This window comes from Paenibacillus sp. FSL R5-0519 (genome assembly GCF_037974275.1).
Lineage (GTDB): Bacteria > Bacillota > Bacilli > Paenibacillales > Paenibacillaceae > Paenibacillus.
Window position 1 is genome coordinate 5,320,924 of sequence record NZ_CP150234.1, and the last position, 26,409, is coordinate 5,347,332.

Genomic DNA, 26,409 nt, shown 5'->3' on the forward strand with positions numbered 1-26,409 from the left:
TCATTGGATGCGATTCAAAAAGTGAAATCTCGGTGTATGACAAAACGAGCAACTCTCGTCGCCCGTGTCGTTTTATTCTAACCTGCTTATAGCGCGGTCCTTAGACTTCAACTTTTTTGTTGTTCAGGTAAATGGTAGCCCACACCAAGACAACTGCTACGATCACTTCGAATATAGTGCTTCCCCACATGCCATCCGACCATAATACGCCATTGGCTGTGATTGAAATCCCTGTACTATTTTCGGTATAAAGGAACATCTCATTTGGACTGAAGCGTCCTGTCATAATCATATTCTCCAACCAGCCAATCAGATTAACGAGGATCAAGAATGCAACGATTCCGATCCATGGTCCGGTTCTCCAACGGAAGCTGCCTGCAATCGAGATCGAAAGGAAGATGATCACGGTCATGAATACGATAACCCAAGCGATAAACAGTAACAAACTAACATAATCCGATACATGCAGACCTGAAAGATCAATATGGGTAGCCATGTTCATTCTGAGCTTCATTGAAATATAAATGTAGGCATGAATCGTAAATATAACGACTAATCCCAGCCCGCAAAGAGCTCCAAAGATCAAAGGAGACAACACATGCGATAGGCCTGTTACGGGTAAAAGACGGCGATTATAAGAGCGGATATTGGACGTGTATGTTTTGATCATTTTCACATAAATAGCCACACCTACTCCAACATAACCCATAATGCCAAGCACAACCCCTGTGACCTCAGACATGAAAAGGGATAGCGCCACTTGCGCAATAATCAGGATAACCAGCCCCGCCAGCAGTGTATTCCAGTTCCTTCTAAAGTCATACTTCAATAATGTCATCATTCCGCATAGACCTCCTTGAACATCTCATCCACACTTTTCCCATATTTCAGACGGAGCGTTTCCACTTCTTCCCGCATCACCAGTTGACCTTCACGAATAAAGACCACTTCATCAAAAATCCGTTCGATATCATTCACCAGATGTGTGGAGATGATCAGACTGCTGTCTTCATCATAGAATTTGACGATCGCATCCAGAATCTTACCACGCGCAACCGGATCTACTCCGCCAATCGGTTCATCCAACAGATATAGACGAGCCTTGCGGGATAGCGCCAGTGTTAGTTGCAGTCGTTCATTCATCCCTTTGGATAGATGCCGCACCCGATCACTCTCGACAAGGTTCATGAAATCGAGCATCTCCCGTGCCTTCTCCTCGTCAAAATCAGCATAGAAATCGCGGTAGTACGCAATCGCATCCCGCACTCTCATCCACTTCTCGGTTAATGGGCGATCCGGCATAAATGAAACCAATGACTTCGTATCCAGCCCAACAGGCTTACCTGTCACTTGAATCGTTCCGCTGGTAGGATGCAGCAAACCTGCAACCAGTTTCATGAGTGTGCTTTTGCCACTGCCGTTGCTACCCAGCAGGCCAACAATTCGGCCAGGAGCAATATCCAATGTAATATTACTGAGCGCTCTCTTATTGCCATATGTCTTGTTAATCTGGTTCAGTTCAAGGATGTTACTCATGCGTTGTTCCTCCCTTTCCTTCCGCAACGGCATCGGCTACGATGGATAAGATATCCTGCTCTTCAATCCCCAGTTCCTGCATTCCGGTTAGAAAGCGTTCCAGCAACTCACTGGCCATCTCTTTTTTGATCGTCATAATCTTCCGCTCCTCACTTGTCACGTATCTGCCCAAGCCCCGTTTGGTTTCGACCACTTCTTCTCGCTCCAGTTCCTGAAATGTCCGTTGTACTGTATTGGGATTGATCTGTAATTCAGCCGCCAGTTCACGAACCGAAGGGATTTTGTCACCTGCCTGAAGTGTCCCGGTTACAATCTGTCTCTTGATGTACTGCATAATCTGCAGATATATTGGTAAGTTGTTATCAAATTCCATAGTCACAAAGCACTCGCTCCCCTCTGTACTGGTGTGTTAGTTACATAGTACACTAGTAATATAGTGTTGTAAAGCCCATTTGTCAAAATATATATTCGCTTCGTTGATGGAATGCTTCCGATTTCTGTGCACATACAAAAAAAAGAGCAGATCGTATAGATCTGCCCTGCATCGCTCAATATTCGTATTTTCACCTTACTCACATGCTTATCGTTCAAAGATACCATCTACACGATGTCTAAAGGTACCTTGCCTTTAGGTGCAGGGAAAGCCTCATCCAATTGGGTCCGTTCCTCTTGTGTCAAAACGATATTCACTGCTGCTGCATTGTCTGCCACATGATTCAGCTGTACCGCCTTGGGAATCGCCAGCACATCTCCGTCCCGGATTACCCAGGCTAATGCGATCTGGGAAGTCGTAACTCCTCGATCCTGAGCAATCTCCTGAATGACCGGATGCTCCAACAATTCACTCCGAAGTCTGCCCCCCTGAGCCAGTGGACAATATGCCATAACAGGAACGCTACGTTCCCGCATCCAGGGGAGCAAATCATATTCAATACCACGCGAAGTTGCATTGTACAGCACCTGATTCACCATGCACTGAGAACCCTCTGGCAAACTCCATAATTCCTGCATATCCCTTGTGTCCAGATTCGAGACACCCCATCGCAGAATTTTACCGGACTGTTTCAATTGTTCCAAAGCCTGAACCGTCTCTTCGAGCGGTATGCCTCCACGCCAGTGGAGCAAATACAGGTCCAGACGATCTGTTCCCAATCGCTTGAGACTGCGCTCACAGGCCGTGATCATCTGCTTGCGATCTGCATGATGGGGATACACTTTGGATACGAGAAAGACTTCATCACGAAGACCTGTGATGGCTTTACCCGTAACAACTTCTGCCCCGCCTTCCGCATACATCTCTGCCGTATCAATCACGGTCATTCCCAGTTCAATACCGGAACGCAATGCCCGTACTTCTTCTTCCTGGCTGGATTGCTTCTCTCCCATGTACCACGTGCCTTGTCCGATCGCGGGCAGGACAGTTCCATCTGGAAGCAGAATCGTGCGTGTCTGATCACCATGCATCATCTATATTCCTCCATTCTGAAGACTTTATGGACATTGTGACCTCTCTAACGATGACTATATGAATCATAAATCATGCCATCACTTACATGTCTCCAGTGCCTCATCATCATGATATACAACTGATCCAGTGGCATGGTAAGGCTACTCTGAGCAACGCTGATGGTCGCATCGGCCATATTGCTGTTGACCGTCATCAATTTGCGTTTCATCCCATTCTGACGATCCAGAAAGGCTTTCTCGTCCCGCAATTTAACCCCGATCATTTTCTGTCCCATCAATTCATACATAAAAATATTCTCAACGTCTTTCCAGGCCACTGCCCCTCCTGCGGTATAAGAAGATGCATCTACAAACCCATCCTCATTGATCACAAAAGAAGGTTCCTTCTTAACCATCTTTACCAGACTGTAGCAAAAACATAGCCCAAAAAACAAAATGGATAGTATTCCAATTACATTTGAAAGGATGGAATCATTCGTATCGGAAGAAGTATCAAAAATCAGAAAAAATCCGGCTGCCACAAAAATGGCTGCCCCTGCCGTAAGCCACGCCATTCGTTTCCGGTTTGGATATTCTACATGCTGTTCATAGGGTGTATTCAACGTGACGTTCCTCCTTCATTACGACTGAATCATACAAGTTCTTTATATATACGAATGGCTATGAACCAAATAACCGAAGGTAGAACAGGAATTGCATTGTACATTAAACCAAATTCACCCTTGTTAAACATCAAATGAAGACTATTTCTCGTCATTTCTGCGCTTATTCCACATTAGGATTCGTCATCCTTCGAGCAATTCCTTTTAACACACCTATATGAATTGAATAAAGGATATTTACACTGGCCACTCCGATGACAGAACAACCTTCCGATCGCTGTTAAAAAAGCCTCCTCTCCCATCCTTCGTCATATTGTCCTGTCCCTTGCTTTCCGTTAATATAAATGGAAAGGTTAGGAAATTAACCAATTCTAATTCATGGTGGGAGGACAAGCAATGATGAGTCAGCGCGGCATAACATCGGAAGATCTTTATCAGATTACATGGGTTAACGATCCGACTCCGTCTCCTCAAGGCGGACAACTGGTATATGTAAGCCGGAAAACGAATGAAGCACGTGACGGTTATTGTTCTCACCTGAGACTGCTGCATCTGGGAAGTCAGAAGGACAGGCCCTTTACCTCTGGAGAGAAGGATCATTCCCCTGCCTGGTCACCGGATGGGTCCCAACTTGCTTTTTTACGAGAGGTTGATGGGAAACCCCAGGTGTGGATTATCGCAACAGATGGCGGAGAAGCACAGCAGATCAGTCACCTGAAACATGGTGTCAGCTCCTTGCTCTGGTCACCAGATGGCCATACCCTACTTGTGAAATCATCCGTGGATATGAGCGGAGAAGACGAATCAAAACGTACCGATTCTAACGACGATGACCATAAACTGCCGCAAGAACATGTTGTGGACCGAATTCGCATGAAATCGGATGCGGGCGGATTGTGGGACGGAAAACGATCCCATCTCTTTGCTCTTGCACCCATTGATGCGGAAGCCATTCCTGTAACTACGGGTCACTATGACGTTGGAGACTACGTTTGGTCCCCGGACGGAAAATCCATCGCATGCATTGCACAGATGCCCGAGACAGGCGAGGAACACAACGATTACACCCTGACCAATCATGTATACCTTGCCAAGGCAGACGGTTCGGATGTGCAGCAGTTGACCCCGGAAGGATATACATTCAGCCGACTGACATTTGCACCGGATGGACAATCCCTGGCCCTGCTCGCCAGTGACCGTTCTTATGGAAATGCCACGCTTACGAAGCTATACACCCTTCCTATATCAGGTGGTGAACCTGTATGTCTAAGCACGGATTGGGACGTACAGCTGAATCACAGCATTGTTGGTGACATGCGATCACATCTGACAACAACGGGACCTGTATTCAGTCGGGATGGTTCATCCATCTTCTGTCTGGCAACCATGCACGGTAGTGTACGCATCGCCAAATTCGCACGAGACGGCAGCAGTGCCGAGTATATATTGCCTGACGAACGGGAGATTTATCAATTTGCCGAATTGGAAAACGGACAGATCGTTGCCGCTGTTGCCGATACGCGAAGTCCTGGTGACCTCTATATATATGAACAGCCAGAAGATTCCGGTGTAGCACCAATTCAGCTCACCCGCAGCAATCCACAGCTTGAGGATGAGATCCATCTTAGTGCACCAGAGACCTTCTGGTTCAATTCCTCGGATGGCCTGCGGCTGCAAGGGTGGATCATGAAACCTCGTGGCATGGTCGACGGGGTCAAAATCCCCACCATTCTTGAGATTCATGGCGGCCCGCACATGATGTATGGTTTTACATTTATGCACGAATTTCAGATTCTCGCCGCACAAGGCTACGCTGTTATATACATTAATCCACGCGGAGGGCTCGGATACGGGCAGCAGTTTGTAGATGCCTGTCGTGGCGATTACGGCGGTGGCGACTATCGCGATCTTATGGAAAGCGTAGATCATGCCCTGTCCCAGTATGAGTTTATCGATGAGTCCAGACTGGGCGTAACCGGTGGCAGTTATGGCGGCTTCATGACCAATTGGATTGTTGGGCACACCGATCGCTTCAAGGCTGCTGTTACTCAACGTTCCATCTCCAACTGGTTATCTTTCTACGGTGTCAGTGACATTGGCTATTTCTTCACGGAAGATCAGATTGGCGGTAACGCGTGGGATGACACGGAAAAACTGTGGAAACATTCCCCGCTCGCTTATGTCGGCAACGTGAGTACTCCGCTGCTCATTTTGCATGGTGAACAGGATCTGCGGTGTCCGATTGAACAGGCGGAGCAATTATACATTGCGTTGAAACGGCGCAAGCAAACCACTCGTCTCGTTCGTTTCCCAGGGGCCAACCACGAATTGTCTCGCGGGGGTCATCCCCACTTGAGGGTACGCCGTCTGGAGCATATTGCCGGTTGGTTTAACGAGTACCTGTAAATAACATCAAGTTTCCGAGAAAAATAGAACCAGATATGAATTCAAGCATAAAAGCCGCCCGTTGAAATCTGTTTCGATTTCAACGGGCGGCTTTTGGCGTTACCTTTTGAATAATAGAAGAATACGGATCACTATACTTTGAACGACTCAAGCAGGGTAGTATGAGGACATGTGGTTATATTCGTCGCTTACTCTTCGCCCCATACCACGGTAACTTCATTCAGATCCTTGTTGGTTGCAGACACAGAACCCGTAATGGTTACAGCATATTTACCATCTTCACGACCCACGATACTGAATCCGTCTGCCTCTATATCCTGAGTATTCTGAGTCAAGTTTTTGGTCTGATAGTAGTCTTTGTAGGATGTTCCAACGTTCAGCAACGTTTCTTTTGTTGTGTACGTGAGCACCACTTTTTTGTTGCCATCCATGATGTTCTCAACGATACTTGTCGCCTTCGCATCCTTCGGTAACGGGAAATCTGCTGGCAGATACTTGGACTTCACACCCGCAGCCTGAGTGTTAGCACCTGTTGAGGGTGATGTTGATCCGCTGTTGCCTGTGGATGCAGACCCACCAGAGGAGCTTGAGGAGCCGATACTCACTTTATTATTCTGGGAATCATACTTCACTTCGGTATTAAGCGCATCCGCAATCGAACGAACGGGAAGATAGGTACTGCCCTGATATGTAATTGGCGCAAGCTTTTTGCCCTGGTCACCTGTCGGTGTAAATTTCTGTCCGTTCACTTCGATGGCGAGCCCATGATTCAGATAAGCTTTGATCGTCTCCAGTTGTGTACCTGCATATACGCCTGCCGAACCGGTTAACACCATGCCGAATACACTTGCAGTAATCAACCACTTTTTGCTTTTCATCTCTAAAACGCCTCCTGAGTTCAAATGTTAGCCTTATGCCTTATGCATTATACAATTCATATCAACCGCATGATTTACGCAAAAGACTCCTATCGTTATGCTCATCATGTATGGGTACAAGCTTATTCGGATAACAGCCATTTGTCCCATCAAATGTTAGCAATATAATAGCATCTAACAAGAGGTTGTAAACGGTATATGAACAAAACAGGACCAAGGACGTATAAAAATAGTCTTTGTCGTACGCATCTGTTCACTGACTCGATAAGTTGGTCTTATATGAATAAAGTCCTGAATTCCGGACCATACCTATGAAGCTAATCATACACGCACAACAGTTGCGAAATGAACCAATGTATTAGATAATGATATGTCGAATTGTGGTCGAAGGAACGGAACTCAAGGGGGATTTATACGATGAACAATAAAAGTACATTTGATCAGTCTATTAACCGGGTCTCTACCGGATCGGAGAAGTGGGATGCACTTGAGGATATCTTCGGCGTCGCTGATGCGCTTCCGATGTGGGTGGCTGATATGGATTTCGCTGCTCCACCGTCCGTAATCCAGGCCCTGCAAACACGGATGGAGCACGGAATTTTCGGTTATACAGTGCGGACCGAGGCGTATCATACAGCCGTTGCAGGTTGGATGCAGCGGCGCCACAACTGGAAAATTAACGATGACTGGATCGTATTCACGCCAGGTATTGTGCCTGCACTCAGCATTGCTGTACAACGGTTCACTGATCCTGGAGATGCAGTGGTCATCCAGACTCCGGTGTATGCTCCCTTCTACGAGGTCGTACGTGGTCAAGGCCGTGAACTGATTACCAATCCTTTGGTAGAGAATAAAGGTCATTACACGATGGATCTGGAACAACTGGAATCCAGCTTGCAGACCGGTCGGGTCAAAATGCTGATTCTGTGCAGTCCACATAATCCGGTTGGACGTGTATGGACTCGCGAGGAACTCGAGAAGCTTACGTCGCTGTGCGTTCAATATAACGTACTGATGGTATCCGATGAAATTCACGCCGATCTTGTTCACCAACGTGGAGCTCATACACCGCTGACCCTGATCTCGGACGCCGTCTCTGATCTAAGTATCATCTGTACAGCTCCAAGTAAAACGTTCAACATTCCCGGCCTCTGCACGTCCAACATCATCATCCCAAATGCCAAGTTACGGGAATCTTTCGCGCAGGGTGTAAGAATGATGGGACTTGCCGGTATCAGCACACTGGGGGCTGTTGCAACCGAAGCTGCTTACAATGATGCAGAGGAATGGCTGGAGGAGTGCCTGGTATATATCCGCGGAAATATGGAGTATGTACAGCAATATGTTGCGCAACATCTGCCAAAGGTCAAAATGCTTCTGCCCGAAGCAACCTATCTGTTATGGATGGATTTCCGGGAGTTGAATATCCCACATGCGCAACTATGCAATATGCTGCTTCATGATGCAGGGCTTGCTTTTAATGATGGGAGTTCCTTTGGAACGGAAGGTACAGGATTCATGCGTATTAATGTAGCCTGTCCGCGTTCCACGGTGGAAGAGGCGATGCGCAGATTATCTGTGTTGCTCAACAACTTGTCGGACAAATAAGCTGACAGTTAACTCTATGCACGTGGCAAACAGAACGTAGATCGATAAGACGAATATCTGTAAATGGAACAAGGGGTGCCCCGTAGTCAAGTCCATGATACACATTCATGGTCAATGAAAGTACTAGGGGCACCCCTTTTCGTTTTCTTTTCTCTTTTTTTCTACTCAATCCATATATTTATTGAAACATAATTAACCTTACAGTGACATCGCAATCGGCATCGGAATAATTTTATCGCACAGCCTGTTCAGCAGATCCCGATCATGGCTTATGATCAGTAATCCCAGATCACGCTGGCGAGCCACGTCCATCACGGTATGCCAGATCTGTGCCTGCGTGATCGCATCCAGCATTGTGGTCATTTCATCTGCAATCACATAACGTGTCGATGTACCGAGTGCTCGCGCCACACAGAATCGTTGCAGTTCCCCACCGGATAATTCACCCGGTCTGCGGTCCAGCCAAGCTTGCTGAATCCCCAAAGCTTCGAGCAACTGCTCATCCTGTACAGCCGCCTCCTGAAGGACACGACGCATCCGCCAGCGTGGATTCACAGCTTTCTCCGGGTGCTGATACACCAGCTGAACCGGACATACGCCTGTACGAGGGAGCGGTTCACCATCCAGTAACACTTGTCCTGCCACGGGTTCGGCATATCCTGCAAGGATGCGCCCAAGACTTGTTTTCCCACAGCCACTCGGTCCCCACAAGCCAACGACTTCGCCTTGTTGTACCTGCATGTTCATCTGCTGAAACACCCACGATTTCTGATCGTAACGATAACTTACATCCTGTGCTTTAAGTGACATGGAGACACCTCACTTCCCCGCCTCGTATCTGACGAAGCGGAGGACGTTCAGAGATACATGCAGCGGTTGCTGCGCTACATCGGGGAGCAAAAGAACATCCTGTCGTGATCTCTTGACCTGCCAACGGCTGTGAGCCTGGAAGTGGCTGAAAACCATTCTGCGGTAACGCATTCCAGAGGGCTTTCGTATAAGGGTGACGCAGGCGTTCTCCAATTCCCGCAAAATCATCCACCTTCGCTGTCTCCACATTGGCACCCGCATAAAAAACAGCGATACGATCGGCTGCCGTCAGGGCAGTCGTGACATCATGGGTAATCCATAAAATGCCTGCGCCTTGATCTGCGAGTTCGCGGAATTGCTTCATCGTCTCGGCCAGCACTTCGGGATGAATGCCTGGTGTCGGCTCATCGGCAATGATCAGCTTGGGCTGGCCTGAGGTCGCTGTCGCCATCAGCACCCGCCTCGCCATACCTCCGGACAACTCAAACGGGTATTTCCCAACTGTTCCCCGTGGGAGTTGATACCGCTCCATCAGCTCCTGCTCCGTCTTTTTCATATGGGATCGATTCATGAATCTGCGCTTCCGTCCGGCATCCCGGCTTACCGGCTGAACCTGGCTCCCCACCTTCATCAGCGGGTCCAAGTAACTGACGGATTGTGGAATCAACATCAGTTTGTCTCCACGCAGTTGAAGCTGCCGCTCCGGGGTCAAAGGCTCGCTATTGTAACTAATGCTGCCTTCCAACTTGGCATTGGCAGGCAGAATACCCATGATGGCCTGCGCCAGCACACTTTTACCTGATCCACTTGCGCCTACAACCGCCACAATCTCGCCCTCGTTTATGGAAAGATCCAGATTCTGAATGACATACGTCTGTTCGTATCCAAACCAGCCACGAGCGCGCCGAAATGACACTGACACTCCCTCAATATCAAGCAGAGCCATGTTTACCTCACCTCCCTTGAACTATCTGTACCCGTTAACGTCTTGAGACTGCTGCCCAATACATCAAACGCACGAACAACCAGCAACAATGCCAGTCCCGGGAAAAAGGCGAGCCACCACATGCCAGCAGATAAATATCTCATCGACTCTGACAAAATAATGCCAATGGCCGGTTGCTGCGGGGATAACCCCAGCCCCAGAAACGTAATGGCTGCCTCATGCAGAATCGCATGGGGGAAAATTAACAGTACGCCCACAAACAGTTGCGGGACTAAATGTGGCAGCATATGCTGCACCGCAATCCGTAATCGCGATTGACCCAACTTGTGTGAAATCTGAATGTACTCCGCGGATTTCAGTTGAATCATCTCCGCTCGTACAATCCGGGCCAGATTCGGCCAGTGCGTCAGCGCGATGGCTGCCGCCACTCCTGCCAAACCCCCACCAAATACAAAGGCCAGCATAACCAGCGATACCAGATGAGGCACACTCAGGAACAGGTCGATGATCCAGGAGATTACCCGGTCAGCAACTCGGCTAGAAGCCGCCCCCAAACCCAGCAGCAGTGCGATCAATCCGCCACCACATGCAGCAAATAGTCCCACTTGAATGCTGGTTGCCAGTCCTTTTAACGTACGCATGAACATATCTCTTCCGAGCCAATCTGTGCCAAATGGATGCGCCCAGGTTGGAGACAGATTTCGATCCATTAATGATGTCAACGTAGAACCAGCGGGAAACAATCTTCCCGTCGACCAGACAACGGCAATCCAGATCACTGCAAGGCTTCCCCAGATCACCGCCCTTTGGCGAGGATTGCGGAAATGTTGGTCTTTGGTACGAGCATATCCTCCTTTTCTAGTTTGGCTTGTTTCTCGTTCAGCCCCCACTTGCAGAAATTCCGAAGTAATGTTGTACCTTATCTCTTGTTTTGCAGTTTTCACTTTCTGTACTTGGGCTGTATCTGCCTTCTGCTCAGAGGAGCGTTCAATCGTCTGTTTCATGACATCAACTCCTCCTTCATTCGTGGGTCGATCAAGCGATACAGAATGTCAGCCACCATATTACCTGTAAACACAAAAATTGCACTGCACATCACAAGTCCAAGCAGCAGTGGAACATCTCCACGCAACCCTGCTTGAACCGTTGCCTGACCAAGGCCCGGGTATGAAAATACCTGCTCTGCTAGCACAGCCCCGCCGAACAGTTCACTGAACGAAGCAAACTGCAGCGTAATCGCTGGCAAAACAACATGTCTGAACCCATGTCGACGGAACAGCTGAAATCCACGCTCACCTCGTGCTCTCGCAAACAGAATATAATCTGACTCCAGCACATCCATGAGCTTCTGCCGGGTATGCAAAGCGATGGAAGCTACCCCGGTCAAACTGAGGGTCAACGCTGGCAGAATCATATGAATAGCCCGATCTCCCCAGGTCACCTGATCAGCCGACATGCCTGCGGGTACTCCAAGGCCAACCGGTAGCCATCCGAGCCACACCCCAAATACCATCAGCATCAACAGCGCAATCCAGAATACCGGCGTGGAGGCCAGCGTATAACAATACCAGCAGATCAGACGATCCAGCTTCGAATCCCGTCTCATGGCAGCAACGACACCAAGAGTGAACCCAAAGATACCCGATAGTAGCCAGGCCACAGCCATAAGCGCGACAGAATTCATGAACCGTTCCTGGATAATATCCGCTACAGGCTGTCTGTAGATCATTGATGTTCCCAAATCTCCCTGAATCAGTGCTTGTCCCCAAGTTAGCAATCGTTCCATGGGAGATTCATTCAATCCCCAACGTTCTTCGATTAAACTGCGCTGTTCGGCACTTACCCTGATCATGTCTCCACCTATGTAGGCTTCGATCGGATCAACAGGAGAGAATTGCATTAATATAAAAGACAACACACTGACTCCAACCAATAGAGATACGAGTCGCAACACTTTATTACCAACAAATCTGGCCCATCCATTCCTGCCTGTCATCCAATCTCTCCCCAATTCAGGCTAAAGCTACCGCTATGCTTCTTATTTCGCGCTGTTATCCCAGGACCATTCCTCCAGATTGGATGTCACTGGCCAGCCGTGACCATGAGGGTGAATCTGCTGCTCGCCAATGTTTAATCCATTCGTAACCAGATACAGATGGTCTATATTTACGAGCCACGCCCAAGGTGCATCCCCCTGATAACTGAAACCTGTTGTTCCATCCCACTCCGCTTTTTGCCAGAAGGGCAATGCCTCTTCCTCACTGGTGGCCTGAAGGGCCTTCTCCATCCATGAATCTACGACAGGATTACTGTACAGTCCTACATTGTAATATCCCTCTCCCTTGTGGGTACTGCTATAGAGGTTATAGGTTTCGAGTGGGTCATGACTTCCCCAACCAAATAATACAGCGTTGGAGTAAGCCATCTTTTTCGTCTCTTCACGACTTTTGCCTTCCACATTGATTTTAATTCCCGCCTGGGCAACCATATCCGCAGTAGCTAACGCGAGAGATTGTCTTGTTAAATCACCTGCAAAATAAAGCAGATTGAACTCGGCCTTCATGCCGTTTTTCTCGACGATACCATCACCATCTGCATCCACCCAGCCACCAGACGCCAGAATGCGCTTCGCTTCATTGAGATTGGCATCCGTAAATACAGCTTCTGCATTGCTCCAAGGCAGATCATCACTGACGGAATAAGAAGGACGACCATATCCTTCAAGTACACCCTCAACCAAAGCCTTACGATCAATCACAACATTCACCGCTTGGCGAATCGCCAGATCGGATGTCACATCATTCCCTGCGGGGAGACCATCGCCCGACTCGGCACCAGCAGGCTGCATGGGGAACATAATGCCCCGGTTATCTACCGTTTTTACGGCCTCTAATGTCATGCCATTCACCTGTTGTTTGCTAAATGCTGCCGGGATCGCAGCGATATCCACTGTACCTGCCTGTGCAGCAGCATAGGCCGCATCTTCATCCAGATAGAGAAAGGTGAGTTTGTGGAATACAGACTTGTTACCGTAATACTCTTCATTGGCTTCAACGATGGCCTGTTGTCCTTTGTCCCACTGAACCAGCTTGTACGGTCCTGATCCAACCGGATGCTCTGCATAATCAGCACCATAGGCGTGTTCAGGCACAATGCCGAGTGTCGTCAGCAGGCTGATGAATGTTGACTGCGGCGACTTCAGTGTGAATACGACCGTTTGATCATCAGGTGCCTGCACATCAGCCATATTCGTCAAATCAATCACAGAACCACTCTGAGCAGCCGTTTCAAACGTAAATTTCACATCCTCAGACGTCAAAGGTTCCCCATCAGAGAACTTCACATCATCCCGAAGCGTAATCTTCCAGGTTAACCCATCTTCACTAACGGAGTATGCCGTAGCCAGATCGTTAACCAGTTGAAGCTTGGCGTCTCTCTTCAGCAAAGTACTCTGGAAAAGCGGTGAACCATATTGCCCCCATCCGGTTGTCGGATCAAACCCGCCTTCCGGCTCGGTACCAACAGCCAGCACCAATTCGTCCTTGGTTGAGGTTGTTCCGGACTGGCTATTCTCTGCTGATGAAGCTGTTGGCGCCGATCCCTGTGCACAACCCGATAATCCAATGGAACATATAAGCAGGATGCCTAATCCTGTTCTAACTGTTCTTCGTTTTCCCCATCTCCATGTAAATCTGTCCATTCTGGTCGTTCCCCCTCTAAATATGTGCTGCACTCACTTATTCCGTGTTACTTTTTACGGAAATTGTAGCACAAAACGCAAAACTTATGTCAATAAAGTTAACTCCAAAATCCAAATATTTTCATATATACGATTTAATCATTAAAAATCCATATAAACCGGCAACTGTATCGCTTCATAAAGTTAGGTATTGTAACAAACAACAAAAAAAACAGACGGTTGGCATCTAACCAAAGGTCTGTTTTTTAGATTCGCTATATTTTCATAGACATTAAACACACACTTCATCTTAATCGGCAGAACGATGATGATGATGACTATGACCATGCTGACTCGCATTGTGATTGTGATCCTGACTTTGATTCGGATTGTCTTCCTGATCTAGACTCTGAGCATGAGCCAGTTTGTTGAGTTCATCCACATAAGTCACAGAAAGCTCAGCATACAAGACCCCTTTTTGCACCTGGATCTGTTGATGCAGATGTCGCAACCGTCCCAGGTTTCCCCGTACTGCAATGACCTCCAGGCATTGGTCATGGTTCAGGTGTACATGCATATTGGAGATGATGTCATGATGCGCCTCATGTTGGAGCTCCATCAAGCGAATGGGAAGATCACTGATATGGTGATCATAGACCATCACAATGGTGCCAGCCACATCCTGATCGGATTGTAGCACAGAGGGTTGCAGTAATGTTTTGCGAACAAGATCACGGAAAGCTTCGGATCGGTTTCTGTATCCCTGTTCCTCAATATACTGGTCAAACTGCTCAATTAGAGGTGTCGGAAACGCCACTCCGAACCGGGTCAAATCTTCTTTGTCTGCCATGCTTCTCCTCCTGCGCCCTCATTTGCTTCGAGTGTACCACAGACTTGTCTGCTCATCGACTATACTGTTGCATAAATCGTACTGCCGAACGTATTGCCTGTTGACCAGCATCACTCTTCAGATCAAATTGATAATCATGTCCCAGCTTCTCTGAGGAGTTTGAGAAAAATAACGTTTCCGTATCAACATCAAGTCGCTTCAAGACTTGTGCCAGCTCAATCGATTGACTGGTCAAAGGGTCATCATTGCCTGAGGTAATAAATGCAGGCGGGTACGCTTCGGTAGTCTGTAGAACGGTCGACATTTCATTCAATCTTGGGTAGTCTTCAAATGTTTTGACTCCCGTATATGACCAGAGAAATGTACGTATGAGTGGAAAGCCTGTTTCCGCTACTGTGCTCAGATTGTAAGGACCACAGAATAGAAGAACCCCACGTAATTCTTCTGGCTGAACGGATGGTGTTATATTCATGAGCTTGGCTAGGGATGGATTCGTCACCACGGCCGCAGTCTGACTTGCAATCTGGGCACCTGCCGAGTTGCCTGCGAGAAATAGGTTTTCCGGGTCACCCTGATACTCGCTGACATGGTTCTTCACGTAATTCAAAGCCTGATTCGTTTGAACCACGGGAATGGGATATGTCGTATCTGGTGCGAGCGCATAATTCATACTGACGACAACATAACCCTGCTTGGCTAATTGTACGGCATAATTTGCGATGTCCGCTTTGTCTCCCAAGACCCATCCACCGCCATGAACCCACAACACGATAGGCAAAGGTTCCGATGTTGCGGAAGGATAATAGATATCCAGCGTACTGTCATTACGGCCTTGGTCTGCATAGGGCACATTCGCAACAAGAGTTACATCCTCCGAGATCATACGATCTTTGCTGTTCGTATCTTGATTAGCAATCTCAATGAATGATTTTAATAAAAATACCGTTATTTTGGGTGTGAATTGAGCACCAATTCCAACAAAACCTATGATGAAAATGAGTACAACACCGGGAATCCAGTACCGTTTACGTTTAAACCCTCTTGCCCCCGTACGTTTTGCCTCCAACTTGGACTGCAACAGCTTCACCTCGTTCCATCATCATCGAAGCATCTTTACATCTAAAGTGGTGTACGTTGCGGAGAGGACCGGGTTTCCTCTTATTTGGATCTCTTGGCGATTTCCTGTCTGACTTTCATATATGTAGTGGATACTTTCTGCTCCAAAGTGTGGATATGTTGTTTTGTGCCTGCCCACTTCTCTGCTGCAGAAGCCAATGCGTTCAATGAGCTGAGTACACGTGACGCTTGGCCTTGCTTTGCACTCTGCTTGAACTGTTGTAGCGCGCCCGAATATCGTTCTTTTGCCAGAGTTGCCTGCTTTTTAGCCGTTTGAATCTGTTTTTTCGCGGAGTCGGCCCCTGTTAACATAACTCGTAAACGTTTTATTTCAGTGCTCTTCCGTTTACGAGCTTCAGCAAGTTCCTTTTTCTTGATCCGAATGTCTTCTCTGGCAAGCTGCACAACGGGTTTTAAAGTCTCCGCCTGCGTGCGAATTGCAGCACTCCATTCCTTATTTTTGATGGCTTTGGCTGCATCCAACTGTCGATTGACTGAACTATAGAGGGCGAATAGCGGTTCATATCGGGCTTGGGTTTGTTTTACCTTTTCAGTTAGAGCTGCGATCTTCGCGTCATCAGTTTGTCTTATTACTACACGTAATCGCTCCAATTCCGCGGTATTGGCGGCATGAAGTGTCTTTATTTTTTGTTCCCAAGCCTGCTCTTGAGCCTTCCAGTTCCCCACTTTCTCATACGCTTGATTCAACGTTTGGTTAGTATGGACATCGGCTTTGTTCAAAACGGAATCCCAGGCCTTCTGAGCGGTTACACCAAGATCTATGCCCGCCGCCTCGACTGAAGAAGCAAAATAGCTCATGCCTGCGCCGAACAAAATCACAAGCCCTATAAGTAGGCGTGATCCAAATAAAAGAGGAGCGAATGATCGCAAATGAGATCGTTGGACTTTACGTTGACGTGCTGCGTGACTAACGCTATGTCCTGTCAGAACATGAGATGGACCTACACTTGTCTCCATTGAAGCCATTTCTTCCTCTAAAGCTAAATCTTCGATAGGCTGTCGACCCTTCTTTCCTTCCAAGAAACCATGATGGTCTATGAAGTGATGTGAGCTTGATCGTTCCAATAGGGAACAACCACATATCATCGCTATCATGGCCTCCTGATCGTTTATCGTTTCCTTCCACACTTCTGTTTGCATGCGTCTCTACACCCTTTCTTCTAAAATATGTAGCAGAATCGCCAACGAAATCAGCGAACGACAAAAAAGCACCCGCAAGACAGGCATTTGCCTGCTCTTACGGGTGCTTCCCTCATAAGCCGTTCCATATGAGATTCGATTGAACGAGTCGCTCGAACCTTCCCTTTTTCTAATATATTCCATTCGCTGTATCTGGTCAAGTCGTGCTAGTTTTTTTGGTCTAATATCAACCCTTTAATCAACGGGAGAACCCTTTCCGCTAATAGTTAACAACTTATATAACTCAGCTTATTGATTGACCAGTATGGCTTTCATTTCCTCGGTCAGATCTTCTTCTTTCAGCATCATGTAGATGTTCTCGCCACGAGTTACATTCAACTTGATCTGATAAATGGTATCTTTCTCTGTTAGATAACCAGACCGCTGACGTTTGAGCAGATCGCTAATGATTTCTTTATTTTGGGTCGCGACCTGCTTCTTGATGCTTAGACCCCCATCGATATATTCGGGCTGTGGAGTCGCCCACTGAAGCGAGCCCGGACTGTTAATCTCCTGCTTCGCAAACTGAGCGGAGACAATCTCATCTGCCTGGACAAGCAACTGGTCGTATAATTTGTTCTCCTTCAGCCAAGCCAATACCCGATCATAGCTAGGTTTGATCTCAAAGTTCCACATCTCTCTCGGTTGAAATGGATCTTTCGAAGTAGAGTCCTGATTCATCTCCGCGTAAGCAAACGACTGCCACGGAGAGCGCTGTTCTTCATAGGTCTGGTCCAAAATGTCCTGTTTCAAGAGTTCCTTGAATTCACGGACTTGCTCCGGATTGCTAATGTACACCTTTCGGTATGAACTAGTGGCAGAGCGAATGCCAAAACTTAATGCATCCTCTTCCAGCTTATACGTTTCAAAGGCTACTCTTTTGTAATCCTGGGACTGTTTCAGAGCCATTAATTCCTGATGGAATTCGGCTTCTGGAATGTAGTATTTACGTTTCATCACTTTGCCGTTATCCAGCTTGTAGTTAATAAATACATACTCATCGTTACGCATACCTGGATTGATTGGGTCATTCAGTATAGGAAGATCGGAATCCACAATTTTTTGATGAAGAGCGATAACTGCGTCCATGTATTCCGGATCATTGGAATAGAGGTGACCGTCATCCATTATCTGATTGACACCGTTACTGTAGATGTAACGCTCTCCGCCAAGCTTAATACTTTTAACCTTGTTCAGTTCAGGTACTCGGGCAGCGTATCCATTCCAGTCGGCAATAGGGATGTACAATACCAAACCAGCGACGATACCATACAGAATCAGCTTGGGCAGCAGCCTGTTGCTCCAGATCAACCATGTTTTACGAATAATCATCTCGGCAACGATATAACCTACAATTCCACCAAGAATATATCCGAAGATTCCCCATCCGGCTGATCCTCTAGGAGCAATAAGCGTGAAGTAAGCTCCGCCAATCAGAACCAACGTAAACATTAAACCAAATCGGAATATAGGTTTCACTAGAGTAAACGTAACTGCTTGCGTAGCAGATTCAACCTGTCTTCTCGCATAGAGTATATAAGTCAGAGGAATAAACAGGATTGCGAATATCGAATAGATTATAAGTTCTCCATTGGTGATAGGAGAATAACTGATTGAAGCCATGCGAAGAACAATTGACATTTCTGCATTACGTCCCAATTCATCGTACGGATATCCAAGCAAATAATGCTGGAGATGAAGTGACATAATGAACCACACAACAACAGGTAATAAGAGGATCGCGTACACGGTGAGCCCCTGCAATACAGATTGCCCAATACACATGCCGACCGTCACAGTTATCATGAACATAAACAGCGAGTAGATACTCATGCTCAAGCCCCACATCCAGATCGTACTGCCATCGAACAGAAAAGCAGGTTGATCCAGTACTACCCATACCCAGCCGGTAATTGCAGTTGTAATCCAGATTGGAAGCAGGATCATGGCATATCCAGTCAACAGATTAACCGTTAACAGATGTTTACGTCGTAAAGGCAAACTATGATACAGATCAGAAGGTGCACCGGACTGAATGTACCGAAAAAGAAAGATTCCAGCCGCTACAGGCAGTGTAATGGCGAACAGAATCTGCACTTCACCATTAGCCTGAAACAGACTTGTAATCTGCTGTGGAACGTCCCTGTACTCGGTAGCGATATATAACGGAAGTGAGAACAACAATGTGATCAGGTACAAAATGCCGATCCATCCATGTTGTCTGAAATTTTGGATCAGGATGCCCCGGTTACAGAACAATCGGTTGAATATCATACCCTGCGTCCTCCATTTCGTAGATAAAGATTTCTTCGAGCGTCAGAGGCAGTACATCCAGCAGATAAGGATCATGTATACGGAATTGATCCGTTACCTGTTGTCGGTTGCCTTTGACAATGTACAGGGATACACTTCCCCGTTTTTCTTCATGCAAAATATTAATCTGTTCATCCATGGCTTTGGCATGGTCCGGATGTCGGAAAGCAACCTGAATTTTGTGCGTATCGGCCTTCAGATCATCGAGATCCTTCTCTACAATAATTCGGCCTTTGTGCATAATCGCCACATGGTCACACAGATCTTCAATCTCACGCAAGTTGTGTGACGAGATAACAATGGTTACCTGACGCTCAGCTGCTTCCTGGAAGAGCAAGTTTTTGATCTGCTGGCGCATGACCGGGTCGAGGCCGTCAATCGGCTCATCCATCAGCAGCACTTCAGGCATGCAGCTAAGTCCCAGCCATACGGCTGCCTGACGGCGCATGCCTTTGGACATGCGATGCAGCTTGCGTTTGACATCCAGTTTGAATACGGTGGCCAGTTGCTTGAACCGATCCTCATTCCAGCGTGGATATACGGAACGATAGAATGCAGCCATCTGTGTTATTGAAGATTGCGGGAAAAAGTAGGGCGAATCTGCCATAAAGATCGTGCGGCCTTTGAGATCCATATTTTCATAAATCTCATTATCTTCGATACGAACTGTCCCGCTATCCTGACGGTAAATACCAGCCATCATTTTGAGCAGCGATGTCTTGCCTGCCCCGTTGGAACCGAGCAAACCATAGATCGATCCCTTATGTATGTTCATCGTAACGCCATCCACTGCCTTTTCCTGTTCAAACGCTTTGACGACTTGATTCAGTTCAATCATGAGGCTCCTCCTTCTCTATACGGGCCATCGCTTCCTCAAACAAAAGCGTCATATCCGCTCTGGTCATACCGGAATACGAAGCTTCTGCAATCAACTTCACCAGAGACTCCCTGATCTCATCTCTCATGGCTTCATTCGGATGTTCCACTGACGATGATACGAAGCTCCCTTTTCCCTGCAAAGAATAAATGTAACCTTCACGTTCAAGCTCGCGATACGCTTTTTGAATCGTATTCGGATTCACAGTCAGCTGCGTGGATAACGCACGAACGGAAGGAAGCTGCTCGTCGGGCTTTAGAATACCGTATACGATCATTTCTTTGACTTTGTCCACCAGTTGCTCGTAGATCGCCTTACGGCTGCGTACATCTAATTCGAACATCCCGCACCTCCTTTCGAAAAATGTGTTTATTACAATGAGTTGAAGAATGACTCTATCTGAGGTGTAGATCAATAAGATAATAGCCAAGATGTGTGTGTCCAACTTCAAGGTGTATTAACTGTACTACTATTATTAATACAGTTAAATCGGATTGTCAACCGTTAACTTTGACTTCCTGTTTTATTCGGAGTACGTTAAAGAGAGTGATAACATATGGTTTATTTGACATATCAAAATATTTGGGAGCAAGTTCGTCTCGTCTTAGGACGGGGCATAATTAGAGTGGCATTCATATGAGGTCAGGTGAGATAGGCTTACTGAAGTGATACGTCTACTTGAAGCGTTTTAGTTATTTGATGTGATACGCCTAAGCGAGACCTTTGCTTGACGCTTATGACAGAATTACATGCAAAGGTTGTTCAGGTCTTTCCCCTTCCGTTATGATGGAGATGAACTATTGTTCAATAATCACTATATCTTGATTACTTTTTATTGCGCTTTTAACCTGAAGGTCGGTTAGCTCTGTTATGCATAAATATATTGCGCTGCATCATAGATTCATTGTCTGCACGGTGGTTGGCTGTTCAGCAGGCATCTACATTAGAGTAGCAAGACTATGTATTGGCTTTAAGTTTGGGGTTGGTAAGAATGACCTACTATGCAGTGGTTGAGTGTAGACTTCGCTTGTTATTCATTGGGTTTGTTGTGGTCAAAAATCCGAAGGCGATATATGTATGATTAGTGTTGATTGAGTCGGGGCAGTCTTCAGCCTTTTTAAACGTTTATTTGTTCGTTTAGAGTGCCAACTTGCGCTGTCCACACTGAGCATACATATGATAGATATGTCTTTCAAAGGGTGGACACGGACCTAAGTAATCCACCTGGAATTGGCATTCTACATGTAGATTATTTTTGATTTTCTATCCGAAAACGTCTATATGTAGTGTTTCATCTTTCTGACTGGATAGAGTGCCTTTTTAGAAAAAGTGTCCACTCTTTGAAAGACAAAATTACAAGATATGTCCTCTTGTAGTGGACAAATATATAACCAAATTTTAATTTATATAAGTTGAGCTATACATTTACACAGAAATATAGAAATAAGTCATAACCCGAAGAAGTGTAGCTAAAAGCTTGCTGTGAGAAAGATACTATGTAGGCATAGGCTACACTTCTAATACCTCACAAGGAGAATCGGCCATGAATGAACATAAGCAAGATGAAGAGCAGAATAATGAACGAAACGCATCATTCGTAAGAAGTGGACATCACGGGGATTTAATTGGGGAAACAATCACTTCAGACACTTCAGATATAAGTTCTGTCCCAGCAAATTCATCACAACGTGTGTTAATTGTCACCGCGGTGGATGCGGAAAAAGATGCGGTCCTCCGCGGCTTGGGCGACACGGCCGCGGAACGTTTTGACGTCATTGCTGCGGGCGTTGGCCCAGCCTCGGCCGCAGCTGGAACAGCCGCTACATTGGCATATGCCGTAGCGGCAGCGAGCACAAGTGCGTTGGCGCACGGTTCCACCGCGCCAAGCCCATCGGATGTGGCACAGACATCTGCCACATCTTCAAGGCCGGGGCCCCTTGCCGGGGCCGGATATTCACCAGCCTACAGGCTGGTGATCAGTGCCGGCATCGGCGGCGGGTTCCCCGGCCGGGCGGACGTCGGCTCCCTTGTGGTAGCCGACGCCATGGTTGCTGCCGATCTGGGCTCGCAGACGCCAGACGGCTTCCTTAGTGTGGACGAGCTCGGATTCGGCTCGTCCATTGTGGCGGCGGACGCGGAGCTTGCCGCTCACCTGCGCCATGAGCTGCAGCGGGCCGGGCTCGCTGTCAGCGGAGGCACTGCGGTCACCGTGTCCACAGCGACCGGAACAGCGGAGACGGCCGCGGAGCTATTGCGCCGCGTGCCAGATGCCGCCGCCGAAGGCATGGAAGGCTTCGGCGTGGCAACAGCTGCCCAGCAGTTCGGCGTGCCAGCACTCGAACTGCGGGCCATATCCAACGCGGTCGGTCCACGCGACCGCGACGCTTGGCGCATCAAGGATGCCCTCGATGCGCTCCAGGCTGCAAGTTCCATTTTACGGGAGGTTATTACATCATGAAAATTGCATTTTCCCCTTGTCCAAACGATACATTTATCTTTCACGCATGGGTGCACGGTTTGATCCCGGGCGCACCTGAGCTGGATGTCCGGTATGCTGATATTGATATTACCAATGGTCTGGCGGCTAATCCGGATGGACCCGACACACCTGAAGTGATGAAAATATCTTATGCAGCACTGCCATACGTGTTATCTGACTACGCTCTGCTTCCAGCTGGAGGTGCACTCGGCAGAGGATGCGGTCCGCTGGTTCTGACCGCAAACGGTACGACCGATCCAGCCTATCTGTCTGGACGACGAGTTGCTGTGCCGAGCGAACGCTCAACAGCATATCTATTATTTCGTCTGTGGGCAGCACAAAATGTTCCTGGCGGCGTAGGTGAGATTGTGGTCATGCCATTTGACCAGATCATGCCTGCTGTGCGGGACGGCAAGATCGATGCCGGACTTGTCATCCATGAAGCACGCTTCACGTACCAGAACTATGATCTCAAACTGATGACGGATCTTGGTAACTGGTGGGAAAGCGATACCGGTCTTCCGATTCCGCTCGGAGCAATCATTGCACGTCGCGACATGGATGCTCACGCCCTCGCCGGATGGGCACGCGCCTCCGTTGAATATGCATGGGCGCACCCGGATGAGTCGAGAGCATACGTGATGGAACATGCTCAAGAAATGGATCCTGACGTGGCTGCACAGCATATCGGACTGTATGTTAACGAATTCAGCGCTAATCTGGGCGATGATGGCTACGGTGCGATTACTGCACTACTTGGACGTGCCATGAAAGAAGGACTCGTTCCCGAGTTCGATCTTGATCTGTTGCGGATCTAATATTAGATTTTTTTCAGCTATTTCTTAACTATTTCTTTAGTTATTTCTTTATCTATTTTGTTAGCTATAATCTGTACGCTCTAAACCTAACGAACCCTACGTACCCTATTTAGCCTAATATCATGCGTTGAGAATTCTAACGAATCTCAGACACTCTATTCATCTAGAAATGGGTCATAGCACCAACAAACTTGGATCATTCCACACAATAACGCTTCTACGATTCGTTAGAAATGGGTATGTGCAAATTTCAAGCGAATAGCGTGCGCTGGGTTCGTTAGACTTGAGCGACACACGATCTCGACATAGAAGCAGAAAGAGCTGTCCCCTAACGTCAGATTCATGACGATGGGACAACTCTTTTTTTTGACTCTATATACAATTCTATATTCAACTTCTTATTTCAACTTTTTATTCTACTTCATGTTCAACTTCATATCTATCACTCTACTCAACCCAAGATCAAAGCAGAAAGAACCCCATGCAACTCCATGCTCTCCACGTCATCTTGAACCCTACTGTACTCCATCATCCCAACCCACTGCTATCCCATTCACAACTGTGAGCTACAAATCCAACCATCGCCTACGATCTGCTGCAACCACAACCGAACGATAGCAAACCTTCCCTATGATTCAGCCACAATGGTGCGAATCATCATCCGCAGCGCATCCAGCATCACGGGTATAGGTAACGAAGGGACGGATGGCTGCAAAACAGCTATCTCTGTCGAAGCCGGAAAGTGTACAAATCCGGCACGGATCGGAAGTTGCCCTATTCGAATGTGATCCAGCACCCGGTACATCGTGTTGTTGCAGATATACGTGCCTGCTGTATTAGAGACGGCTGCGGGAATACCTGCTGCTGACATGTCATTCACCATGGCTCGGATGGGCAATGTGGAGAACAACCCGTCGGGGCTGCCATCTACAATGGGCTCGTCCACCGGAGCCTGTCCCTGGTTATCCGCGTAGGAACCAGGCGGAATGTCTTTGACATTCACGGCGATTCGCTCCGGTGTGATGCATGTTCTGCCCTTGGCCAGCCCGCAAGCGATGACGACGTCAGGCCGATAGGCTTCCATCTCTGCGATGAGCAGATCTGCACATTCATCGAAGTGTACTGGCAACAGCACTGTTTTTAGCTCAGCACCCTCCATCACTTCGTTCGCAAGAGCTTCCATTAACGCTCCTGTTGGATTCACCGTATCCCCGCCAAAAGGTTCAAACCCGGATATCAGAATCTTCACCATCATATGTCAGCTCCCGTCTGTTACTCCGATTTGTAACGCAGTCCCCACTGACCCCGAATGGTATCCATCAGCTTCATGATTTCCAGGGACTCGTCCAGTTTGATGGTATTGCTCTCCGTGCGGCCTTCCAAGATACAACGTCCCGCTTCTTCCGCCTCAAAAGCATAACCAATACATGTCCGATCATCCGTGAATTTCTCCGGATCGTCCTGACCGTTCACATGCAGATAGGCTTCTTTGCCCGCCAGGAATAAAGGTAGACGAATCTTGCCTTCCGTACCATATATGACCGCTTCATTGCTGAGGTTCAGACGAATGGCCGCACTCAGTGAGGCAGACCGTCCCTCGGAGTAGGACAACAACACCGAAAACTGCTCGTCTACACCCGTCTCACCGATATTGGCCGTACTCCATACATGCTGGGGCTGTTCGCCAAAGATCATTGAAGCAAAGGAGATCGGATACACCCCTGCATCCAGCAAAGCTCCCCCACCCAGATCTGGATTAAGCAACCTTCCTTCCGGCTCCCAGCCGACACGGAATCCAAAGTCTGCCTGGAGTAAACGTACTTCACCGATCCGTCCTTCTGCAATCCATGCTCGGGCTTGAGCGATCGGCGGCAAAAAGCGTGTCCACATGCCTTCCATCAGAAAAAGGTTGCGCTCCCGTGCCGTTTCCACCAGTTGCTCCAATTGACGCGCATTCATCGTGAACGGCTTTTCACAGAGCACCGCCTTGCCTGCCTCCAGACAAGCCATCACATTTTCTTTATGCACAGGATGAGGCGTTGCCACATAGATAATATCCACTTCAGGATCTTGCAGCATCTCATCATACGAGCCGTAAGCGCGTGCAAAACCATATTCAGCTGCAAACTTCTCCGCGCTTCCCGCCGTCCGTGAACCTACCGCTGCTTTCACCGCGTTCCCGGCATGCTCCAGATCCTTTGCGAACTGGGATGCAATCCATCCGGTGCCCATAATGCCCCAACGTACTTTATCCCGTCCCACTACTTCTGTCATATCGAAGCCTCCCTACTGCATATTTAGTTGAAAAGGTTCATGATTCAGATCAGGCCAACATGGTATCCCCTTTATTTTACCAAAAAGAAACGTTCACGTCAGAAAACGTTTTCGATTATTAACTTTTATTTACGTTCATGAGACTTCCACCTCATCAGCATCTCGAACATATTGGTGTACATTTCAATTCTTCAATAGATTTGCTAAGATTATCAGCAGACCAGGGCCAAGCCATCTTGTCCTATACACGCTTGAAACAAGTAATCCTGTTAAATTAACCATCACACCTGATCAACCACATCATATCCCTGTCTTACAGATATAAAAAAAATAGACTATACCGCGAACGGGCCCTGACAGACAAGGCAGCCAATAACTATACTCCAACTTCTCCGAGCCTACGGTAAGCTCTAGATATATCGTTATCACAAAGATGCGATCCAGATTTTACACATGTGTCCACACGGCAAAAACCGGGTATCCCCCTGTTCAATCGATAGAATTCTTGCCTAATGCTACGCGCATCAATAAATGTTCAAGAAAAACGTTC

General features: G+C 47.6%; 23 protein-coding genes. 4 read left to right on the forward strand and 19 right to left on the reverse strand.

The window, feature by feature from the left end:
• Positions 1-100: 100 nt before the first annotated feature.
• The 5 genes from MKY73_RS24010 to MKY73_RS24030 all read right to left on the reverse strand — a co-directional run bounded on the left by MKY73_RS24010 (position 101) and on the right by MKY73_RS24030 (position 3,605).
• Positions 101-841, reverse strand: a complete 741-nt coding sequence (locus MKY73_RS24010) for a hypothetical protein (RefSeq protein WP_339303748.1) — start codon at positions 839-841, stop codon at positions 101-103.
• On the reverse strand, positions 838-1,536 hold the full coding sequence (locus MKY73_RS24015; protein WP_339259224.1) for an ABC transporter ATP-binding protein: 699 nt from the start codon (positions 1,534-1,536) through the stop codon (positions 838-840). The genes MKY73_RS24010 and MKY73_RS24015 overlap by 4 nt, the downstream gene beginning before the upstream one ends.
• Entirely contained in the window at positions 1,529-1,915 is a 387-nt protein-coding gene (locus tag MKY73_RS24020) for a GntR family transcriptional regulator (protein ID WP_076331852.1), read from the reverse strand. Before MKY73_RS24020 ends, MKY73_RS24015 begins: the two co-directional genes overlap by 8 nt.
• 221 nt (positions 1,916-2,136) lie before the next feature.
• On the reverse strand, positions 2,137-3,003 hold the full coding sequence (locus MKY73_RS24025; RefSeq protein ID WP_339303749.1) for an aldo/keto reductase: 867 nt from the start codon (positions 3,001-3,003) through the stop codon (positions 2,137-2,139).
• A 44-nt stretch (positions 3,004-3,047) separates the two neighbouring features.
• Positions 3,048-3,605 (reverse strand): STM3941 family protein, encoded by a 558-nt coding sequence (locus MKY73_RS24030; protein ID WP_339303750.1) that lies wholly within the window; start codon positions 3,603-3,605, stop codon positions 3,048-3,050.
• 396 nt (positions 3,606-4,001) lie between these two features.
• On the opposite strand from MKY73_RS24030, the gene MKY73_RS24035 reads away from it, so the two are divergent.
• Positions 4,002-6,011: a S9 family peptidase gene (locus MKY73_RS24035; RefSeq protein WP_339303751.1), complete on the forward strand. Its 2,010-nt coding sequence runs from the start codon at positions 4,002-4,004 to the stop codon at positions 6,009-6,011.
• A gap of 188 nt (positions 6,012-6,199) precedes the next feature.
• Here the strand turns inward: MKY73_RS24035 and MKY73_RS24040 are convergent, their stop codons facing one another.
• A complete protein-coding gene (locus MKY73_RS24040) occupies positions 6,200-6,889 on the reverse strand; it encodes a stalk domain-containing protein (RefSeq protein ID WP_339303752.1) in 690 nt (229 codons plus the stop codon).
• A gap of 417 nt (positions 6,890-7,306) precedes the next feature.
• Here MKY73_RS24040 and MKY73_RS24045 point away from each other — a divergent pair, with 417 nt between their 5' ends.
• A complete protein-coding gene (locus MKY73_RS24045) occupies positions 7,307-8,497 on the forward strand; it encodes a MalY/PatB family protein (RefSeq protein ID WP_339303753.1) in 1,191 nt (396 codons plus the stop codon).
• 198 nt (positions 8,498-8,695) lie between these two features.
• Here the strand turns inward: MKY73_RS24045 and MKY73_RS24050 are convergent, their stop codons facing one another.
• The 11 genes from MKY73_RS24050 to MKY73_RS24100 form a co-directional block, all read right to left on the reverse strand.
• Positions 8,696-9,307 carry an ATP-binding cassette domain-containing protein gene (locus MKY73_RS24050; RefSeq protein WP_339259213.1) on the reverse strand — a complete coding sequence of 204 codons (612 nt, stop codon included), beginning with the start codon at positions 9,305-9,307 and terminating at the stop codon, positions 8,696-8,698.
• Positions 9,297-10,253, reverse strand: coding sequence for an ABC transporter ATP-binding protein (locus MKY73_RS24055; protein WP_339303754.1), 957 nt, complete (start codon positions 10,251-10,253; stop codon positions 9,297-9,299). The genes MKY73_RS24050 and MKY73_RS24055 overlap by 11 nt, the downstream gene beginning before the upstream one ends.
• Before the next feature lie 2 nt (positions 10,254-10,255).
• Entirely contained in the window at positions 10,256-11,257 is a 1,002-nt protein-coding gene (locus MKY73_RS24060; RefSeq protein ID WP_339303755.1) for an ABC transporter permease, read from the reverse strand.
• Entirely contained in the window at positions 11,254-12,249 is a 996-nt protein-coding gene (locus MKY73_RS24065) for an ABC transporter permease (protein ID WP_339303756.1), read from the reverse strand. The genes MKY73_RS24060 and MKY73_RS24065 overlap by 4 nt, the downstream gene beginning before the upstream one ends.
• A gap of 42 nt (positions 12,250-12,291) precedes the next feature.
• Positions 12,292-13,953 carry an ABC transporter substrate-binding protein gene (locus tag MKY73_RS24070; RefSeq protein ID WP_339303757.1) on the reverse strand — a complete coding sequence of 554 codons (1,662 nt, stop codon included), beginning with the start codon at positions 13,951-13,953 and terminating at the stop codon, positions 12,292-12,294.
• Between the two features lie 289 nt (positions 13,954-14,242).
• Positions 14,243-14,782 (reverse strand): nickel-responsive transcriptional regulator NikR, encoded by a 540-nt coding sequence (gene nikR / locus MKY73_RS24075; protein WP_339303758.1) that lies wholly within the window; start codon positions 14,780-14,782, stop codon positions 14,243-14,245.
• Between the two features lie 52 nt (positions 14,783-14,834).
• A complete protein-coding gene (locus MKY73_RS24080) occupies positions 14,835-15,860 on the reverse strand; it encodes an alpha/beta hydrolase (RefSeq protein WP_339303759.1) in 1,026 nt (341 codons plus the stop codon).
• A gap of 80 nt (positions 15,861-15,940) precedes the next feature.
• On the reverse strand, positions 15,941-16,876 hold the full coding sequence (locus MKY73_RS24085) for a hypothetical protein (RefSeq protein WP_339303760.1): 936 nt from the start codon (positions 16,874-16,876) through the stop codon (positions 15,941-15,943).
• A gap of 471 nt (positions 16,877-17,347) precedes the next feature.
• On the reverse strand, positions 17,348-19,372 hold the full coding sequence (locus tag MKY73_RS24090) for a hypothetical protein (RefSeq protein WP_339303761.1): 2,025 nt from the start codon (positions 19,370-19,372) through the stop codon (positions 17,348-17,350).
• Positions 19,347-20,249 carry an ABC transporter ATP-binding protein gene (locus MKY73_RS24095; protein WP_339240048.1) on the reverse strand — a complete coding sequence of 301 codons (903 nt, stop codon included), beginning with the start codon at positions 20,247-20,249 and terminating at the stop codon, positions 19,347-19,349. The genes MKY73_RS24090 and MKY73_RS24095 overlap by 26 nt, the downstream gene beginning before the upstream one ends.
• Complete coding sequence (locus MKY73_RS24100; protein WP_339303762.1) at positions 20,242-20,631, reverse strand: GntR family transcriptional regulator; 390 nt, start codon at positions 20,629-20,631, stop codon at positions 20,242-20,244. The genes MKY73_RS24095 and MKY73_RS24100 overlap by 8 nt, the downstream gene beginning before the upstream one ends.
• Positions 20,632-21,831: 1,200 nt before the next feature.
• Between MKY73_RS24100 and MKY73_RS24105 the strand changes: the two genes are divergently transcribed.
• Both MKY73_RS24105 and MKY73_RS24110 read left to right on the forward strand, forming a co-directional pair.
• Entirely contained in the window at positions 21,832-22,746 is a 915-nt protein-coding gene (locus MKY73_RS24105) for a futalosine hydrolase (protein WP_339303763.1), read from the forward strand.
• Positions 22,743-23,585: a 1,4-dihydroxy-6-naphthoate synthase gene (locus tag MKY73_RS24110; protein WP_339303764.1), complete on the forward strand. Its 843-nt coding sequence runs from the start codon at positions 22,743-22,745 to the stop codon at positions 23,583-23,585. Before MKY73_RS24105 ends, MKY73_RS24110 begins: the two co-directional genes overlap by 4 nt.
• Positions 23,586-24,213: 628 nt before the next feature.
• Here the strand turns inward: MKY73_RS24110 and MKY73_RS24115 are convergent.
• The gene (locus MKY73_RS24115) at positions 24,214-24,837 is read right to left on the reverse strand and encodes a pyroglutamyl-peptidase I (RefSeq protein ID WP_339308731.1); all 624 of its coding nucleotides are present in this window, start codon (positions 24,835-24,837) and stop codon (positions 24,214-24,216) included.
• Positions 24,838-24,857: 20 nt separating this feature from the next.
• Positions 24,858-25,859: a Gfo/Idh/MocA family oxidoreductase gene (locus MKY73_RS24120; RefSeq protein WP_339303765.1), complete on the reverse strand. Its 1,002-nt coding sequence runs from the start codon at positions 25,857-25,859 to the stop codon at positions 24,858-24,860.
• Between the last annotated feature and the right edge of the window lie 550 nt (positions 25,860-26,409).